17 protein-coding genes are annotated in these 16,773 nt (G+C 58.6%); 7 read left to right on the plus strand and 10 right to left on the minus strand.

Annotation, left to right across the window (positions count from 1 at the left end):
- Positions 1-181: 181 nt before the first annotated feature.
- The 3 genes from LOY67_RS00495 to LOY67_RS00505 form a co-directional block, all read right to left on the minus strand.
- Positions 182-1,711 carry a SulP family inorganic anion transporter gene (locus LOY67_RS00495; RefSeq protein ID WP_265065464.1) on the minus strand — a complete coding sequence of 510 codons (1,530 nt, stop codon included), beginning with the start codon at positions 1,709-1,711 and terminating at the stop codon, positions 182-184.
- Positions 1,712-1,804: 93 nt separating this feature from the next.
- Positions 1,805-2,536 carry a carbonic anhydrase gene (locus tag LOY67_RS00500; protein ID WP_265065465.1) on the minus strand — a complete coding sequence of 244 codons (732 nt, stop codon included), beginning with the start codon at positions 2,534-2,536 and terminating at the stop codon, positions 1,805-1,807.
- A 203-nt stretch (positions 2,537-2,739) separates the two neighbouring features.
- Entirely contained in the window at positions 2,740-3,798 is a 1,059-nt protein-coding gene (locus LOY67_RS00505) for a PA0069 family radical SAM protein (RefSeq protein ID WP_265065466.1), read from the minus strand.
- Between the two features lie 198 nt (positions 3,799-3,996).
- Here LOY67_RS00505 and LOY67_RS00510 point away from each other — a divergent pair, with 198 nt between their 5' ends.
- Complete coding sequence (locus LOY67_RS00510; protein ID WP_265065467.1) at positions 3,997-4,677, plus strand: tyrosine-protein phosphatase; 681 nt, start codon at positions 3,997-3,999, stop codon at positions 4,675-4,677.
- Here LOY67_RS00510 and LOY67_RS00515 read toward each other — a convergent pair.
- The 3 genes from LOY67_RS00515 to prlC form a co-directional block, all read right to left on the minus strand.
- Positions 4,658-6,655: a M3 family metallopeptidase gene (locus LOY67_RS00515; RefSeq protein ID WP_265065468.1), complete on the minus strand. Its 1,998-nt coding sequence runs from the start codon at positions 6,653-6,655 to the stop codon at positions 4,658-4,660. The genes LOY67_RS00510 and LOY67_RS00515 overlap by 20 nt on opposite strands.
- A gap of 113 nt (positions 6,656-6,768) precedes the next feature.
- Positions 6,769-7,047: a YheV family putative zinc ribbon protein gene (locus LOY67_RS00520; protein WP_047230061.1), complete on the minus strand. Its 279-nt coding sequence runs from the start codon at positions 7,045-7,047 to the stop codon at positions 6,769-6,771.
- Positions 7,044-9,095 carry an oligopeptidase A gene (prlC, locus tag LOY67_RS00525; RefSeq protein ID WP_265065469.1) on the minus strand — a complete coding sequence of 684 codons (2,052 nt, stop codon included), beginning with the start codon at positions 9,093-9,095 and terminating at the stop codon, positions 7,044-7,046. The genes LOY67_RS00520 and prlC overlap by 4 nt, the downstream gene beginning before the upstream one ends.
- 99 nt (positions 9,096-9,194) lie before the next feature.
- Between prlC and LOY67_RS00530 the strand changes: the two genes are divergently transcribed.
- The gene (locus LOY67_RS00530) at positions 9,195-9,740 is read left to right on the plus strand and encodes a gamma carbonic anhydrase family protein (RefSeq protein ID WP_265065470.1); all 546 of its coding nucleotides are present in this window, start codon (positions 9,195-9,197) and stop codon (positions 9,738-9,740) included.
- Positions 9,741-9,844: 104 nt separating this feature from the next.
- Positions 9,845-10,495 carry an HAD family hydrolase gene (locus tag LOY67_RS00535; RefSeq protein WP_265065471.1) on the plus strand — a complete coding sequence of 217 codons (651 nt, stop codon included), beginning with the start codon at positions 9,845-9,847 and terminating at the stop codon, positions 10,493-10,495.
- A gap of 81 nt (positions 10,496-10,576) precedes the next feature.
- On the opposite strand, the gene LOY67_RS00540 is transcribed toward LOY67_RS00535, so the two are convergent.
- Complete coding sequence (locus tag LOY67_RS00540; protein WP_265065472.1) at positions 10,577-11,653, minus strand: aminopeptidase; 1,077 nt, start codon at positions 11,651-11,653, stop codon at positions 10,577-10,579.
- A gap of 60 nt (positions 11,654-11,713) precedes the next feature.
- On the opposite strand from LOY67_RS00540, the gene LOY67_RS00545 reads away from it, so the two are divergent.
- A complete protein-coding gene (locus LOY67_RS00545; protein ID WP_265065473.1) occupies positions 11,714-12,127 on the plus strand; it encodes a hypothetical protein in 414 nt (137 codons plus the stop codon).
- Positions 12,128-12,166: 39 nt separating this feature from the next.
- The gene (locus LOY67_RS00550) at positions 12,167-12,592 is read left to right on the plus strand and encodes a hypothetical protein (RefSeq protein ID WP_265065474.1); all 426 of its coding nucleotides are present in this window, start codon (positions 12,167-12,169) and stop codon (positions 12,590-12,592) included.
- Here LOY67_RS00550 and LOY67_RS00555 read toward each other — a convergent pair.
- Positions 12,589-12,822 (minus strand): DUF1161 domain-containing protein, encoded by a 234-nt coding sequence (locus tag LOY67_RS00555; protein ID WP_265065475.1) that lies wholly within the window; start codon positions 12,820-12,822, stop codon positions 12,589-12,591. The two genes, LOY67_RS00550 and LOY67_RS00555, sit on opposite strands and share 4 nt — an antisense overlap.
- Before the next feature lie 132 nt (positions 12,823-12,954).
- A complete protein-coding gene (locus LOY67_RS00560) occupies positions 12,955-13,386 on the minus strand; it encodes an OsmC family protein (RefSeq protein ID WP_041024233.1) in 432 nt (143 codons plus the stop codon).
- A gap of 231 nt (positions 13,387-13,617) precedes the next feature.
- Between LOY67_RS00560 and LOY67_RS00565 the strand changes: the two genes are divergently transcribed.
- Together LOY67_RS00565 and LOY67_RS00570 are read left to right on the plus strand one after the other, a co-directional pair.
- Positions 13,618-14,625: an LLM class flavin-dependent oxidoreductase gene (locus LOY67_RS00565; protein WP_265065476.1), complete on the plus strand. Its 1,008-nt coding sequence runs from the start codon at positions 13,618-13,620 to the stop codon at positions 14,623-14,625.
- A gap of 96 nt (positions 14,626-14,721) precedes the next feature.
- Positions 14,722-15,396, plus strand: a complete 675-nt coding sequence (locus LOY67_RS00570) for a hypothetical protein (protein WP_265065477.1) — start codon at positions 14,722-14,724, stop codon at positions 15,394-15,396.
- On the opposite strand, the gene LOY67_RS00575 is transcribed toward LOY67_RS00570, so the two are convergent.
- Complete coding sequence (locus LOY67_RS00575; RefSeq protein WP_265065478.1) at positions 15,335-16,573, minus strand: DNA cytosine methyltransferase; 1,239 nt, start codon at positions 16,571-16,573, stop codon at positions 15,335-15,337. The genes LOY67_RS00570 and LOY67_RS00575 overlap by 62 nt on opposite strands.
- Positions 16,574-16,773: the final 200 nt, after the last annotated feature.

Below are 16,773 nucleotides of genomic sequence, written 5' to 3' on the forward strand. Positions count from 1 at the left end.
CATTTGTTCATCAGGGGGCCAGCAAGTCGGCGGCGAGGGTGTAGTAAGACGCGTCTAAGTACCAACACAAACCCCTGTGGGAGCGAGCCTGCTCGCGATAGCGGTATATCAGCTGACGCAAATGTCGTCTGATGCACCACCATCGCGAGCAGGCTCGCTCCCACATTCGTTCATCAGGGTGTCAGGACGCCGCAGCGCCAACCCCGGCCGTCGTTCGCAACCGTCCCTCCAACCGGCGCTTGAGCCCGCGGGATTCGATCAGCAGTTTCGATCCCTTGCTGGCATTCGCCCGGCTCCATTCCTCCAGCAACTCCAGGCACGAGTGGTCGATGTAGCTCAGGTTGTTGAGCGGCACATGCACCGTCACGCCCTCGGGGATGGTCCCCAGCACTTGGGTCAGCGCCGGCACTTTGAGGAAGGTCGCGGCACCGACCAGGCGCAGTTCCATTTCACCGTTCTGGGGCAGATCGACCAGGCTGATTTTCAGTCGCGAGGCTTTCCAGGCCAGCTTCGCCAGGGTCAGGCCGAAACCGATCAGCACGCCGGTCAACAGGTCGGTGAAGATGATCGCCAACGCCGTCGCGGCATAGGTGAACATCGGCATCCGGCCATAACGGCCCAGGCCACGAAACGCCTTGAGGTCCACCAGTTTGAAACCGGTGTAGACCAGCACCCCCGCCAGGCTCGCCACCGGAATGCTTTGCAGCACGCTGGACAGCAGCAAGACGAAGAGCAGCAACCACAGGCCATGGAAAATCGTCGACATCCGCGTGGTGGCGCCGGCCTGGACGTTGGCCGAGCTGCGCACGATCACCCCGGTCATCGGCAAGGCACCGAGCAAGCCGCAGAGCATGTTGCCGATCCCTTGGGCCGACAGCTCCCGGTCGAAGTCCGCACGTTCACCGCTGTGCATGCGATCCACGGCGGCGGCCGACAGCAGGGTTTCGGCGCTGGCGATGAACGCGACCGTCAAGGCGGCGACCAGCAACATTGGATCAGCCAGGTTCATCAGGTCCGCCGGGCGCAACCAGTCGATGGCTTCGGCGAGGTTGTCCGGGACTTCGACACGCTTGACCTGCAAGGCCAGCAAGAGACTGGCAACGGTGGCCAAGCCGACGCCGAGCAACGCCCCGGGTATGAAGCGCAGGCTATGCGGGCGAAACTTTTCCCACAACCACATCACCGCAATCGTCGACAGGCCCAGCAGGCCGGCCTGCCAGCCGAACGACGGCAACGCCTGGGCAACTGCGGCAGGGAACGCCGTCAGGTTATCCAGCCCGGACGGCTTGGGCGCCGCGTCGAGCATCACATGGACCTGGGACAGCACGATCAGCACGCCGATACCCGCCAACATGCCGTAGACCACGGCCGGCGCGGTCACCCGGAACCAGCAGCCCAGGCGAAAGCGCCCGGCCAGAAATTGCAGGAAGCCGGCCAGCAGCAGGATCGGCCCGAGCATGCTGACGCCATGCTCGCGTACCAGTTCGAAAACCAGCACCGCCAACCCGGCGGCGGGGCCGCTGACTTGCAACTTCGAACCGGCGAGAAAGCCCACGATCAGACCACCGATGATGCCGGTTATCAGGCCCTTGGCGGGCGGCAGGCCGGAGGCAATGGCAATGCCCATGCACAAGGGCAGTGCCACCAGAAACACAACCACCGAAGCCAGCAGCTCCCGTGGCAGAACAGCTTTTAATTGAGCAGCACGCATGGCGACTCTCCCGAAGATTTCTTCAGGCATGGCAAGGCCCGGCCGCTCGAAGAGCAGACAGGGCTTACCACACAAGGATTTATTTAGGAGCGATTAGAAGCGCGCTTTGGGCGTCGCGACCGGAATCGGATGGCTGCCATCGAGCGGCAGGAAACAGTTCCGATCCGCATCGAAGGCTTTGATCTCGCTGGTCTCGATGTTGTACACCCAGCCATGGATGAACAACTGGCCGCTGGCCATGCGCGAGGCCACCGAAGGGTGCGTTCGCAAATGCTGCAACTGCGCGATCACGTTTTCTTCGGTGAGGATGGGCATGGTCTGTTTTTCGTCGCCGCACGGGCAATTGTCGTGGACCATGGTCTTGGCCACTTCAGCGTGGCGCAACCAGGCTTTGACCGTGGGCATTTTTTCCAGGGTGTCGGGGTTGAGCACCGCGCGCATGGCGCCGCAATCGGAATGACCGCACACAATGATGTGCTGCACGCCAAGGGCCAGCACGGCGTATTCGATGGCGGTGGAAACGCCGCCGTTCATTTGTCCATAAGGCGGAACGACGTTGCCGACGTTGCGGGTCACGAACAGGTCGCCTGGAGAGCTGTGGGTGATCAGCTCGGGCACGATGCGCGAATCGGCGCAGGTGATGAACATCGCCCGGGGCGATTGGGCGGTGGCGAGTTTCTTGAAGAGTTCTTCCTGCTGCGGGAAGACTTCGTGATGGAAATGCAAAAAGCCGTCAACAATATGCTGCAGCGCTGCATCGGCGGTTTCCGCCTCGGGTTGGGCTGAAGCCGACGCAGCCAACGGCTGTTTATCCTTGTCACTCATGATTCATCCTCTTTGACGGGTATAGCGCCAGTGGCTGGTTAAAAACATCCAGGTCGAAGGGTTCGACCCGTCAGTCACTCGATGAACAAGGTAGCGCTCGAAACTTAACTCAAACTGAATCGAAGGCTCTAGGACAATGATTACAGGCATGGCCTAAAGTGCAGTTGCCATCCTGTCCAACCCATGCTGCAGGTCAACGTCAGTCAAATCAACGACATCTGTCGGCCCGGCGGACAAAAGGCCTCGCAATCGAGAGTGTACCCTTCGCGCCGATCAAGTCCCAAGCGCTTGATCGCCTTGGTGAAGCGCTGGGCCAGCAGGTCGGCAAACGGGCCTTCGCCGCGCATGCGTTTGCCGAACTGGCTGTCGTACAGCTCGCCGCCACGGCTCTGGCGGACCAGGCTCAGCACATGGGCGGCGCGCTGCGGGTAGTGGGCCTGCAACCACTCCTCGAACAGCGGCGCGACCTCCAGCGGCAGGCGCAACATGATGTAGGACGCACTTTGGGCACCGGCGGCATGGGCTTCGTTCAGCAGGCTTTCGATTTCGCTGTCGTTGATCATCGGAATCATCGGCGCGCACAGCACCCCCACCGGAATGCCTGCCTCGCGCATCACCTTGATCGCGCGCAGCCGCGCCTTGGGTGCCGCCGCGCGCGGTTCGAGAATACGCTTGAGCTCATCGTCCAGGGTGGTGAGGCTGATCATCACCGCCACCAGGCGTTGTCGGGCCAGCTCGGTCAGCAGGTCCAGGTCCCGCAGGATCAGCGAGCCCTTGGTCACGATGGTCACCGGATGACGGTAGCGCAGCAGCACTTCCAGGATCCGGCGGGTGATGCGCTGTTCGCGTTCGATGGGCTGGTAAGGGTCGGTATTGGAGCCCAGGTTGATCGGTGCGCATTGATAGCCGCGCTTGGACAACTGTTCCTCCAATACATCGGCGGCGTTGCTCTTGGCGATCAGCCTGGTTTCGAAATCCAGCCCCGGCGACATGTCCCAATAGGCATGACTGGGCCTTGCATAGCAGTAGATGCAGCCGTGTTCACAGCCCCGGTAAGGGTTGATCGAGCGATCGAAAGGGATATCCGGCGAGGTATTGCGGGTGATGATGGTCTTCGCCGTTTCGAAGCGTACTTCGGTGCTCTGGGTCGGCGGGACTTCCTGATACCAACCGTCATCCTCGACCAGCGAGCGACTCGGGGCGAAGCGGTTGTGCGGATTGGCCGCGGTGCCACGGCCGCGAGGCGGAAGGGAGGCTGACATGAGAAGTACTCCGAAGCTGTATGTGCATACAGTATCTTCCGCTCGCTGTTTGGACCAGTGCCATTCAGCGGCCTGGGCGAATGTCGCTACCTCTGCGGGTCACAATTCACAACACTTTGACGTCTTCGTTACGGGTTTTTAACCGGGACGAGCCGAAACTGTTGCACCTCGAACTCTCTTGTTTCCGGTCATCCGTGCATGCTCAAGCTCTGCTCCCGTTCACTGTGTTGCCTGGCCTTGCTGATGGGGCTGGCCGCGTCCCACGCCCAGGCCGCTGATGTCGTACAGACAAGGCCCCCTGAATGGGCGCAGCCCGTGGAAAAGGACTACAACCTTTACCAGATGTCGCCCACGCTGTACCGCAGCTCCTTGCCGGACGGCGGCGCCTTGCCGTTGCTGACGAAGCTCAAGATCGGCACGGTCATTACCTTCCTGCCGGAGTCGGATTCACGCTGGCTCTCCGCCCCCGACATTGAGCAGGTGCGCCTGCCCTATCGCACCAACCATGTCGACGACAGCGACATCCTTCGGGCCTTGCGCGCCGTCCAGGCCGCCGAAGCCAAGGGCCCCGTGCTGATGCACTGCAAGCACGGCTCGGACCGTACCGGGTTGGTGGCGGCGATGTACCGGGTGGTCGTGCAGGGCTGGAGCAAAGAGGACGCGCTGAACGAAATGACCGAAGGCGGCTTCGGTGACAGCCATCACTTCAAGGACGGGGTTCGTTACATGATGCAGGCCGATGTGGACAAACTCCGTCTTGCACTGGCGAACGGCGAATGCAGTACCAGCGTGTTTGCCCTTTGCTCCTTGAAGAGCTGGGTCAATTCGACCACTACAGCCCATCACCTCGAGCCGCAGATCACCCTGCCCGAGCGCTGATCGGTTGCGTACCTGAGAAGGCGGCGATGGATGCGGACAACGGTCGCGAGTCGCCCGGCGCAAAAACGGTTTCACGCAATGCGCGGCCGGTTGCCGGGTTGAACAGCCCGTCGCGTTTGAATCGCTGGAACACGGTCAGGGCCAATTCCTTTGACCAGACGTAGGCGTAGATCGTCGCCCCATAACCGGTCACCAAGTAGTCCAGGCCATTGGGCCAGCGCTCGTTCGGTGACACGGGCAGATGCCCCACCTCTGCGCCGACTTGATCAAATACCTGCTGCACGGTCCGCCCGTCGCCGTGGCTGCGGTGTAACGCCATGTCGAATATTGCGCTGCGCAACAGCACCGCGGTTTCCCAACTGGTCTGGGTACGGGCAAAGGCCAACAGTTGAGTGGCGACCTCCTCAGGCATCTTTTCTCCGGTCTGGTAGTGCTTCGAGAACCGCACCAGGCACTGTTTGGAGAAGCACCATTGCTCGAACAGGATCCCGGCAAACTCGGCGGTATCGCGAGACAGGCTATTGATGCCCGATAGATCGCGATAGTCGGCGCGGGTCAGGACATGCTGCAGGCAATGGCCGAACTCATGGAAAAGGATTCGCAATTGCAAGTGATCGAGCAGGACCGGCTCTGGGCCCTCGCTGCGCGGTAGCCAGGCATGCAGCGTTGCGACGGGATGCCGGGGGCGGCCCTCGGCGGTGATGTGGCGGTTTCGCAGGGTGGTGGTATTGGGAAAACCGTCTCGGTTTGCATCCGAGAACGGATCGAAATAAATGTAGCCAATGACCGCGCCCCACTCGCTGACTTCGAACAGCCGCACATCCGGGAGCCAGCTTGTCACATCCTGGCGCTCGACGAAGTCGACGCCGAACAACTCCGTCGCCAGCCGCAACAGCTGGGCAAACGTTGATTCCAATGTAAACCAGGCACTCAGTGCCTCCTTGGATACGCCTGCCGCTTGCTGGCGAAGTTGATTCGCCAGGTAGGGGTAGTCCCAGGGCTGGAGGTCGCTGAGACCTTGCTGCGCGGCAAAGCCCTTGAGCTGGTCGGCATCCCGCTTGAAATGCTGGTGCTGCCGTTCGAGCTGTTGCCGCAGGAACGTCATGACGTCTTCGGTGGAGGCGGCTTGCTCTGGCTCGATCGCCAGTTGGGCGAAGTCCGAATAGCCCAGGGAAGTGGCGTACTGATGACGGTCGTCGAGCAATTGTCTGAGTATGTCGGCGTTGTCGAACAGACCCGCTTGGGGCCCCTGATCCGATGCGCGAGTGCTGTACGCCTCGTACATCTGCTGGCGCAGGAAGCGGTCGTCGGCGTGGTGAGTGACGATGCCGAACGATTCATCACTGAGCGTCAGCAACCAGCCCGTGCGTCCGGCCTCCCTTGCCTGGCGGGCCATCTGCTGTTTGAACCGTGACGGCAGGCCGCTCAACTGAGTTTCATCGTCAAACGCCTTGCTCCACGCCTGGTTGGCCATTTGCAGGTTTTCCAGGAACAACCCCTGGACCTCCTTCATGCGCAGCTTCAACAGGCTCAGGCCTGCCGGCATGTGCTGGTGAAATTGGTGCAGGATTTTCTTCAGGACCCGTGTGCGGATCGGTGAGAAATGCCGGGCGATCGGGCTGTCCGCCAAGCGCTGATAGAGCTCGAACAGCGTGGGGTGTTGTTTCAGCCAAGCCTGGAAGTCATGCAGTCGCTCAGTGCAATCCAGGGAGGCCCGCGCCCAGGCGTCTCCTGTCCTGGTCGAGGTCAGAAGGTGCAGCAGGTAACCGAAGCCTTCCAATCGTGTGTGGATTTCATCCATGGCCAACACGAGGTCATCCCAGGTGGGAAAGGGCGTCTGGGTGGTGATGATGTGGGCCACCTGATCGCGGCTTTCAGCAAGCATCCGGTCGAGGGCGGGTAAGAAATGTTCGGCTTGAATCTGCGCAAAGGGTGGCAGGTCATACGCCTGCAGCAGCGGATTGTCATCGTTGGGCATGAGGAGCCTTCCTGTCTGGACTGGGTGAACAGTCTGGGCAGGAAGGGGGGAAGCCTGGCGGTATATATGTATCGCTCCCGGGCCGGGCGGCCCGGAAGGTGATGCCGGACATGTCAGTCGGTTTTTTTCTTCAACTTGGGGTTGGGGAAAAACTGCACCGCCTGGACCTTGGCGTCCGGCACTTTAAGCGCCGACGTGTTGACCCGGGTGCCCAGTTCCTTGGGCACCGACAGGCCTTGTTCGTTGAGCGTGTCGGAATAACCGCAGGCGACGCACTCGCGATGGGGCACGCCGTCTTCGTTCCACATCATCAACTTGTCCGGCTCGCTGCACGCCGGGCAGACCGCCCCGGCGATAAAGCGTCTTTTCGTGATCACAGGCCCCTCGCTCATGCTGCCGCGTCCTCGCTCAGGCCGCTATGACGCAAGAGTGCGTCAATCGACGGCTCACGGCCACGGAAGTCGACGAACAGCACCATGGGTTCCTGGGAACCGCCACGGGCCAGGATGGCTTCACGGAAGGCGCGACCGGTGTCGGCGTTGAGCACGCCGTCTTCTTCGAACTTGGAGAACGCATCGGCCGACAGCACTTCCGCCCACTTGTAGCTGTAGTAGCCCGCCGCATAACCGCCGGCAAAGATGTGGGCAAAGCTGTTGGGGAAGCGGTTGTAGGCCGGTGGACGCATGACCGACACCTCGTCGCGCACGCCTTCAAGCACCTGCAACACGCTGCGACCGTCGCCATGGGTGGCGTGCAGCTCGAAGTCGAACAGCGAGAACTCCAGTTGGCGGACCATCATCAGGCCGGACTGGAAATTCTTCGCCGCGAGCATCTTTTCCAGCAGGTCCTGGGGCAGCGGTTCGCCGGTTTCGTAGTGGCCGGAAATCAGCGCCAGGCCTTCAGGCTCCCAGCACCAGTTTTCCATGAACTGGCTAGGCAGCTCCACGGCGTCCCAGGCCACACCGTTGATGCCGGACACGCCGGCATGTTCGACGCGGGTCAGCAGATGGTGCAGGCCATGGCCGAACTCGTGGAACAGTGTGGTGACTTCGTCGTGGGTCAGCAGCGCCGGTTTGCCACTGTCGGCCGGGGTGAAGTTGCACACCAGGTTGGCGACCGGGCTTTGCAGCACGCCATCAATGGTGCGACGACGATCCCGGGCGCCGTCCATCCAGGCGCCGCCACGCTTGTTGGCGCGGGCATAGAGGTCGAAGAAGAAGCGTCCGACGTGCTGGCCGTTTTCCTTGATTTCAAAGAGGCGCACGTCCGGGTGCCAGGCGTCGAAACCTTTCAGCTCGGTGATCTCGATGCCGTAGAGGCGTTGCACGATGGCGAACAGACCGCTCAGTACCTTGTCGATCGGGAAGTAGGCGCGCAAGGCTTCCTGGGCGACGCTGTAGCGCTGCTGGCGCAGTTTCTCACCGTAGAAACCGCTGTCCCAGCTTTGCAGGTCGGGGCAGCCTTGCTCGGCGGCGAAGGCTTTCAGTTGTTCCAGGTCCTGGACCGCGAACGGCTTGCTGCGCTTGGCCAGGTCACGGAGAAAACTGAGGACCTGATCGCTGGACTCGGCCATCTTGGTCGCCAGGCTCAACTCGGCGAAATTGGCGAAACCCAGCAATTGAGCCAGTTCCTGGCGCAGGTCGAGGATCTCTTCCATCACCGGGCCGTTATCGTTCTGACCGGCATTCGGGCCTTGGTCCGACGCGCGGGTGCAGTAGGCCGCGTAGACTTCTTCGCGCAGGGCGCGGTCTTCGGCGTAGGTCATCACCGCGTAATAGCTGGGGAATTCCAGGTTGATCAGCCAGCCGTCCAGCTCCTTGGCCTGGGCGGCCGCGGCCATTTGTGCCTTGGCTGAGTCGGTCAGGCCGGCGAGGGCGGCTTCAACGGTGACGTGCTTGGTCCAGGCCTGGGTGGCGTCCAGCAGTTGGTTGGAAAAGCGGCTGCCCAGCTCGGACAGCTTGCTTTGCACCTCGGCGTAGCGTTTCTGCTGCTCCGGCGGCAAGTCGATACCCGACAGGCGGAAGTCTCGCAGGGAATGTTCCAGGATGGTTTTTTGCGCTACGTCGAAACCGGCGGCTTCAGGGCTGCTCGCCAGGGCTTCGAAGGCCTGGAACAATTCCCGGTTCTGGCCCAGCTCGGTGGAGTAGGCGCTCAGGGCTGGCAGGCAGGCTTCATAGGCTTCACGCAGTTCAGGGCTGTTGCGCACCGCGTTCAAGTGGCTCACCGGGCTCCAGGCGGCGCCCAGGCGATCGTTGAGCTCATCCATCGCCAGCACCAGGCCGGCCCAGGTCGGCTGTTGGCCCTGGGCCTTGAGGATCTGCGCGATGGCGGCACGGTTGTCAGCCAGGATCTGCTCGATGGCCGGTTGCACGTGCTCGGCACGGATCGCCGAGAATGGCGGCAGGTCATAGGGCTGTAAAAGAGGGTTGTTCACGCTCACGGTTGGCACCTTGGCTGGAAGAAACATCGGCCCATCTTAATTACAATCGACCTTCACCGCAGCTAGCAGCGACTATCAGTAGACAAGAGAGAGCCTATCGTGACCCTTCGCACGTACCAGAATCACACCCCACGGCTTGCCCGGGGCGCTTTCGTCGACAGCACTGCGGTGGTGATCGGCGACGTCGAAATCGGCGAAGACAGCTCCGTCTGGCCGCTGACGGTCATTCGCGGCGACATGCACCGCATCCGCATCGGCGCCCGTACCAGCGTCCAGGACGGCTGTGTGCTGCACATCACCCATGCTGGCCCTTTCAATCCCGATGGCTTCCCGTTGCTGATCGGCGATGACGTGACCATCGCCCACAAGGTCATGCTCCATGGCTGCGCCGTGGGCAGCCGTGTGCTGATCGGCATGGGCAGCATCGTCATGGACGGCGCGGTGGTCGAGGATGATGTGATCATCGGCGCCGGCAGCCTGGTACCGCCGGGTAAACGACTGGAGAGCGGTTTCCTGTACGTGGGCAGCCCGGTGAAACAAGCCCGGCCGCTGACCGACAAGGAACGCGCCTTCTTCACCTACAGCGCGGCGAACTATGTGAAGCTCAAGGATTTGCACCTGGCTGAAGGTTACGACCAAATCTGAAACATCTACTTAATGGCATTGAATGAATCATTGTGGCGAGGGGATTTATCCCCTCGCCACAGATGAATTCTCTTGCTACTGATTCATTCACCCTGGGAGCCTCCATGCACCACCCAAACGTACTGTTCGACCTCGACGGCACTCTCACCGACCCGCGTGAAGGCATCACCCGTTCGATCCAGTTCGCCCTGAGCCAACTGGGCATCGATGAACCCGACCTGACCCGCCTCGAACATTTCATCGGCCCGCCACTGTTGCAGGCCTTCATGCAGTTCTATGGCTTCGACGAAGCGAAGGCCTGGGAGGCGGTGAACTTCTACCGTGAACGCTTCAAAGTTACCGGGCTGTACGAAAACCGTGTGTTCGAAGGGGTGATGCCGCTGCTGGAAACCCTGGGCAATCAGGGCCGGCAATTGTATATCGCCACTTCCAAACCCTGGATCTTCGCCCGGGAAATCGCCCGTCACTTCGATTTTGCACGGCACTTCAAGGTGATCTACGGCAGTGAACTGGACGGCACGCGCACCAACAAAGTCGAGTTGATCGCCCACCTGCTGGCCGAAGAAGGCCTCGACCCGGCCAATACCCTGATGATCGGTGACCGCAAACACGACCTGATCGGCGCTCGCAGCAATGGCCTGGATGCGGCGGCGGTGGGGTATGGGTTTGGCAGTCGTGAGGAACTCGTGGCCGAGAGTCCGGCGTATCACTTTCAGACGGTGGATGAGCTGCATCAGGCGTTTTTACGGACCTGATCGGCAGAGATCAGTGGAGTACATGAAATCCCCTGTGGGAGCGAGCCCGCTCGCGATGAGGCCCGCTCAATCACCCGAGATCTATGACCCTGCCAACACCTTCAACGCCGCCTTGCGCTCATCCACCGGCAGCTTGCCGAGCTTTTCCACCGCAGCATAAAACGCCACCCAGTCGCCCGACGCCTGCCGGAACAACGCCGCAAACGCCGGCACCCACTGGTCATACAGCCCGAAGGGCAGCAGCCGCGCATTGTTCAGCGGCGCATAGACCCAGGCGTCGTAACGTTTGTCGCCGGCCCACTGGTTGTCACGCATCTGCGCATATTCGGCGCGCAGGCGTTCGAATGACTGTGCCTTTTGCTGGCGCATCTGTGCGGCTGGCAGGGGCTGAGCGTAGAGCTTTTCCAACCGCTGGCGGGTGTCGAGGATCAGTTGGATGAACTGATCGCGCTGAAGTATCTGCTTGCCGTTGTCCGGTGCCAGACCGCGACTGGCCCGCCATTGCCGGGTGCCTTCCTGTTCGACGAAGGTGGCAAAGGACTCGTTGAACTCGGTGTCATCCTGTACATAGAACCGTTGGTGCGCCAGTTCATGAAAAATCAGCGTTGCCAGGCGTTCGTCGCCCCAGTGCATCATCGAACTCAGGATCGGGTCGTTGAACCAGCCCAGTGTCGAATAAGCCTCTACCCCGCCAATCGACACATCCATGCCACGCAAGCGCTGCAAGGCCGCTTCGCCACGGGCGGCGCTCTGGCTGTAGAAGCCGCGATATGCCACGCAACCGGCGATGGGGAAGCAGTGGTTCCGCGGGGCCAGGGAAAATTCCGGCGTGGCAAAGACATTCCAGACGACGTAAGGCCGGCCAATGTCCGCGTACAGGCGGTAACTTTTGTTGTCCGGCAGATGCAGGTGAGCGCTGGCGAAGGTGCGTGCCTCGCGGGCCTGGGCCAGATGCTGCCGCAACCGGGCATCGCGGGCGGGGTCGGCAATCACTTGGTCGACAGGCTCCCGGGCCTGCAACAGTCGCAGTTGCCCGCTGATGAGTTGGCCGTAGTAACCGACATTGGAACAACCGTTAAGTAACAAAAGCAGGAGGCCCGGAAACAAAATCCTGAAAACACGGTCGAGTAACCGATGGCTGGAAAGCGGCCTGATCAATTGGAATCACCCTGGGAAAAGTCTGCCCACAAGACTATCCCGCCTGCCCGGAGCTTCGCTATGCGCATGTTGATGCTGACGAGTGGCCTGTTGCTGCTGACCGGTTGTGCCAGCTTGCCCGACCCTGATCCTTCGCAAGCGTGGATCGATCTTGGCAACCATCAGGACTCGGTGCTGCAAGCGCTGGAAGTCGATGACAAGACGTCCTTGGACAAACGTTACTTTGAAGTGCAACCCGGGGCTCATGAGCTGACCGTGCGTTATCAATTTGCCGTCGAGCCCGGGAATATAGGCCCGGATGCCGAGCCGTTGTGGCGCGATTGCCGGATGAATGTGAAGTTCAAGGACTTCAACGCAGGCCAGCGTTACCAGTTGCAGGCGGGCAGCATCGGTTTCCGGCCGTGGGCCAAGCTCTATGACCAGCAACGCAAAGTGGTGGGCCAAGGTACGCCGGCGGGCTGCCAGCAGAGTTGATCGGCGCTATGCTCAGTGCCTGACTTCAGGAAATTCATCATGCGCCTTCATATCCTGTTACTGGCCCTTGTCTCGGTGAGCGGTTGCGCATCCAGCCCGCCGCCCCCGGTCGATCCGAACATGGCCTGGGTCGATTTTGCGACGCCCATGCCGGGCGGCAAGATGCTCATGGCCGAGGGCCTGGATGGACAACGCCTGCGGGACGGGCGGTTTTTTCAGGTTTCGCCGGGCAGCCATGAGCTGAAAGTGCGTTTCGACTTCGAGGTCATGGGCGGTGGAGGGCTGGGTATGCAAGCCGAACCGCAGGAGCGGTTGTGCTACATGATCGTGCGCTACGATCATTTCGAGGCCGGCCAGCGTTATCGTCTGGAAGCCCGCAACCTGGCATTTACCCCAAGCGCCCGGCTCTACAACGCCAAGCGTGAGATTGTTGCCGAGGATCGGCAGGTCAACTGCATTCCTTAGTTGTCGTTCTTCTGATAGATGATTTTTTTCGTGCCGTTTTCGCAGGTGCCGACCACCATGTTCTGATCGTGGACGTCTTCGTTCTCGACGATTTCCAAGGTATAGGACGACACCTTGTTTGCCTGGATCTTCGCTTCGATTTCCGCTTTCAGTTCTTCACAGGATTTTGGCGCCGCCAGGGCCGACGTGGTCAATGCACAACTGATGATGACCAGGGCTAACCGTTTCATGCTCGAATTCCTCGCTGCAGCACGCACCGCTTGTACGTTGAAACTGCACACCTGCATTCGACCACAAAATGCTTTCGAGGTAACCGGATAAAAAGATCGCAGCTGCACAGGCTGCGATCCTTATTCATAGCGTCAGTTCACCAGCGTGGCATCCAGGGTGATTTTGGCATTCAACACCTTGGACACCGGACACCCTTCCTTGGCCTTGTTGCTCAGTTCTTCGAACTGCTGCTGGCTGGCGCCGGGAATCTTCGCCTTGAGAATCAACTTCACCGCCGTAATGGCAAAGCCGCCGTCGACCTGGTCGAGGGTCACTTCGGCGTTGGTATCGATACTGTCGGCCTTGAACCCGGCATCCCCGAGGATCATCGAAAATGCCATGGAGAAGCAGCCAGCATGGGCCGCGCCGATCAGCTCTTCCGGGTTGGTGCCGCGGCCGCCTTCGAAACGGGCCTTGAAGCCGTAGGGTGCTTCGCGCAGCACGCCGGTTTCGGTGGAGATGGAGCCGATGCCGGTTTTCAGGTCACCTTCCCAGTGAGCCGATGCTTTCTTAATGATAGCCATGTCTGCCTCCTCAAGATCCGGCGCGAGTATTCGCGCTGGGTGTTTTTTGACTGCCAGGCTTGTGAGGATAGACCGCTCGATAAAGTTCACCTCATCGATTAGTCGACTAATTTAGTAGGAAAATTCATTGCAACTATTGAAACTCGGGTATATGCCCACATTGCAGGGAACACACCTACAGAAAACGGCAGGCTTTTGCCCGTAGGAAAGCCCCGTTGGAGACGCCGGCCCATGAAACAGCTGTCCGAAGTGAAATTCTCAACCCTCGACCTCGTGCCTGTTCGCGAGGATGGCAATGCCGCCCGCTCCTTGCGTAACTCGCTGGACCTGGCGCAGCACGTGGAAAAATTCGGCTACACCCGTTTCTGGGTGGCCGAGCACCACAACATGGATGGCATCGCCAGCTCCGCGACGGCGGTGCTGCTGAGCTATCTGGCCGGTGGTACTTCGACCATTCGTGTCGGCTCCGGCGGGGTGATGTTGCCCAACCATGCACCGTTGGTCATCGCCGAACAGTTCGGCACCCTGGAAAGTCTCTTCCCGGGTCGGATCGATCTGGGACTGGGTCGTGCCCCCGGCTCCGATCAGATGACCGCCCGGGCCCTGCGTCGCGAGCGTTCCGGTAGCGCGGACGATTTCCCCGACGACGTGGCCGAGCTGATGCGCTATCTCGGCCCGCGCACTCCCGATCAACGCATCATCGCCATGCCCGGTACCGGGACCAACGTCCCGGTGTGGTTGCTGGGCTCCAGCCTGTTCAGTGCGCAACTGGCCGGTGAACGCGGTTTGCCCTACGCCTTCGCCTCACATTTCGCACCGCGTTATATGCATGAGGCGATTCGCATCTATCGCAACCATTTCAAACCGTCGGCGGTACTCGACAAACCCTACGTGATGCTTGGCGTGCCTCTGGTCGCGGCGGATACCGATGAGCAGGCTGATTATCTGGCGACCTCGGTGTATCAGCGGATCCTCGCGCTGATGCGTGGCCAGAGCCTGGTGCAGCGTCCGCCGGTCGAAACCATGAACGGTCTCTGGCTACCCCATGAGAAAGAGGCCGTGGGTGATTTCCTTGGCTTGGCGATGGTCGGTGGTCCGCAGAAAATTTGTGCCCGACTCGAGGTGTTGATCGAGCAGACCCAGGCCGATGAGCTGATTTTTACCAGCGATCTGTATGAGCATGCCGATCGTTTGCGTTCGTATGAATTGTTGGCGCAGATTATGAGGGGCAACAAATAACCTCACAGCTCGCTATCTATGAAGAAAAAAGCTGCTTTAAAAAGCCAATTTTGAAATAATACTGGCCTTTTAAAACCATGCCTGTTGAGGGAAGCAATGAGTGGCAATTTTCAGGATGACACGCGAGAGAAAGAAATGTGTGATCTGTTCGCCCTTCGGAAGGACGAAACAGAAGGACGGTCGGGGATCGATGCTTTTCTCGATTTCGAAGGGAAAATCATTCCATTTGAACTAAAAACCACCTCCAAGGGGTCAGTTACTACTGTACGAGACTTTGGGGTTGATCATATAGAAAAATGGAAGGGTAAGCACTGGCTGATTGGATTCTTTCATGCGGGCAACAATTTTTATATGTATGGTTCCCCTTGTGCTATGTCCCCTTGGATTAGCTCTAAAGAAGAATATATAGCTCCAGATATAAAATTGGCCGCTCTTGCTGCTTCAAAGCTGACCTTGGCTGATTTAATAAATACTTTGGGGGAGAAAGATATTTATTCCATATCGGATGCTCAGCTTTTACAGAAAAAGCAGTATACGGTATCAAAATATCGTGAGCTCATGGATAGGGAAAATGGATACAGTCCAAATAGGATGCTGGAAATCCTGCAGGCCCGTACCACCTATCTAATGACACGCGGGAGTACACTTAATAATCCGCACATCCCTCTATCTTATTTTGAGGGATGGATACGGATCGAAGATAATCATGCTAACCAGCTACGCGCATTAGTGGCGACATACTTGGCTGAGAAAGAGCTGAGTGAGGGCTAAGCGCTGCAGCGACATGCTTGGCGACTTGGTAGGCCACTGGAGGGGCTACTGAGTTGCCGATTTGCCCAAGAACTTGATATACCGCTCCGGCAAACTTCCAGCTCTCTGGAAAACCTTGCAGAAGTGCTACGTCTTGGACGGATAATCGAAAGTGATCATTCTTGGCTGGGAACTTTGATGCCTTCACCCGATCTAGCTGAACACCATTGGGCCAAATTTCCATGTCTCCCCAAGATTTTTGGCCCGCTGAGCTATTCAAGATAGATGTGGTATTTCTTTTTCCCGTGAATGCACTTCTTATAGTGGGTGCTAAATTGTCAAATCCAATTTCTGGCAACCCTAGTGCTGCGCGTACACCCAGAGTCCTTGGAAGCTCACTATCGAATAGTGACGGCATTTTCTTTTGGGAAAGAAAATGATCTGCATTGTAGGTTGCTTTGGGGATGTTGAATTTATTGAAATCGTTAACTTTTTTGAAGCCTACAAAAAATACCCTTCTTCTAATCTGAGGCACCCCGTAGTCGGCTGCATTCATCTCAAATTTTGTTATGGTATAGTCTTGTAGCTTGTCTAAGATATAGATCTGCACGAAGCTATCAAACTTGGGATTGAGTATGCCCAAGACATTTTCTGCGACAAAGGCACTGGGCCGAATCGTGTTGACGGCACGGATGAACTCTCCCCACATATTTCGCTCATCGTCAATGCCTTTCTGTTCGCCTGCAATTGAAAAAGGCTGACAAGGTGGTCCGCCGTGTATAACATCTATTGCGTCTTGGTATATATTCCAATCGATTTTGGTCACGTCACCTTCGTGAACTCCGCCAAAAACTTTCCATTTCGGCCTATTTAATTTAAGCGTTTCCTTGCATATAGGAATAAGCTCGTAGGAAGCAACATGTTCATATCCGGCTCTGTCGAAGCCTAAATCGAGTCCTCCTCCTCCGGAAAATAGGCTCAAGCAACGCAATTTGTTTTGCTCAAGCTGTTCCATGAGCGAGCAGGGGTCCAGCTTTGGAGTATTAATATGATGGGCGGAGGAAGATAGGCCAAGCTCGGCGGAGGATTTAGCTAGGCGTGAATCAAGAGAAATACGGCGATATTCGTTTCTTTGCTCGTCGGTAAGTACGTACTCCCGCTTTGAAGAGTTTTTATAGACCGAAGCAGTAGACGCCATGAGGTTTTCCCGAAATATCTGAAACTGGTGGACATCCTACCAGTCCTTTTCGTAAAAGTCAGCTGCTTTCTGATGAATTTTGTGTCTGCCAAGTGGTGGCCTTTATGGGGAATATCGGCTGTCCGTGTCCATATGCTGGCGCAAGGCGGAACAGGCTTATTCGCCTTCATGAAAAACGATGTGTTGTATTACTTGGAGCT

Source organism: Pseudomonas sp. B21-056, from assembly GCF_026016325.1.
In the GTDB taxonomy this organism is placed as follows: Bacteria; Pseudomonadota; Gammaproteobacteria; order Pseudomonadales; family Pseudomonadaceae; genus Aquipseudomonas.

Coding starts and splice junctions, on each gene's coding strand:
- LOY67_RS00575 (WP_265065478.1), bottom strand. CDS start 16,573: ATGGCGTCTACTGCTTCGGTCTATAAAAACTCTTCAAAGCGGGAGTAC.
- LOY67_RS00555 (WP_265065475.1), bottom strand. CDS start 12,822: ATGAAACGGTTAGCCCTGGTCATCATCAGTTGTGCATTGACCACGTCG.
- LOY67_RS00500 (WP_265065465.1), bottom strand. CDS start 2,536: ATGAGTGACAAGGATAAACAGCCGTTGGCTGCGTCGGCTTCAGCCCAA.
- LOY67_RS00515 (WP_265065468.1), bottom strand. CDS start 6,655: ATGCCCAACGATGACAATCCGCTGCTGCAGGCGTATGACCTGCCACCC.
- LOY67_RS00505 (WP_265065466.1), bottom strand. CDS start 3,798: ATGTCAGCCTCCCTTCCGCCTCGCGGCCGTGGCACCGCGGCCAATCCG.
- LOY67_RS00570 (WP_265065477.1), top strand. CDS start 14,722: ATGAGTGGCAATTTTCAGGATGACACGCGAGAGAAAGAAATGTGTGAT.
- LOY67_RS00535 (WP_265065471.1), top strand. CDS start 9,845: ATGCACCACCCAAACGTACTGTTCGACCTCGACGGCACTCTCACCGAC.
- LOY67_RS00550 (WP_265065474.1), top strand. CDS start 12,167: ATGCGCCTTCATATCCTGTTACTGGCCCTTGTCTCGGTGAGCGGTTGC.
- LOY67_RS00545 (WP_265065473.1), top strand. CDS start 11,714: ATGCGCATGTTGATGCTGACGAGTGGCCTGTTGCTGCTGACCGGTTGT.
- LOY67_RS00495 (WP_265065464.1), bottom strand. CDS start 1,711: ATGCGTGCTGCTCAATTAAAAGCTGTTCTGCCACGGGAGCTGCTGGCT.
- LOY67_RS00520 (WP_047230061.1), bottom strand. CDS start 7,047: ATGAGCGAGGGGCCTGTGATCACGAAAAGACGCTTTATCGCCGGGGCG.
- LOY67_RS00560 (WP_041024233.1), bottom strand. CDS start 13,386: ATGGCTATCATTAAGAAAGCATCGGCTCACTGGGAAGGTGACCTGAAA.
- LOY67_RS00510 (WP_265065467.1), top strand. CDS start 3,997: ATGCTCAAGCTCTGCTCCCGTTCACTGTGTTGCCTGGCCTTGCTGATG.
- LOY67_RS00565 (WP_265065476.1), top strand. CDS start 13,618: ATGAAACAGCTGTCCGAAGTGAAATTCTCAACCCTCGACCTCGTGCCT.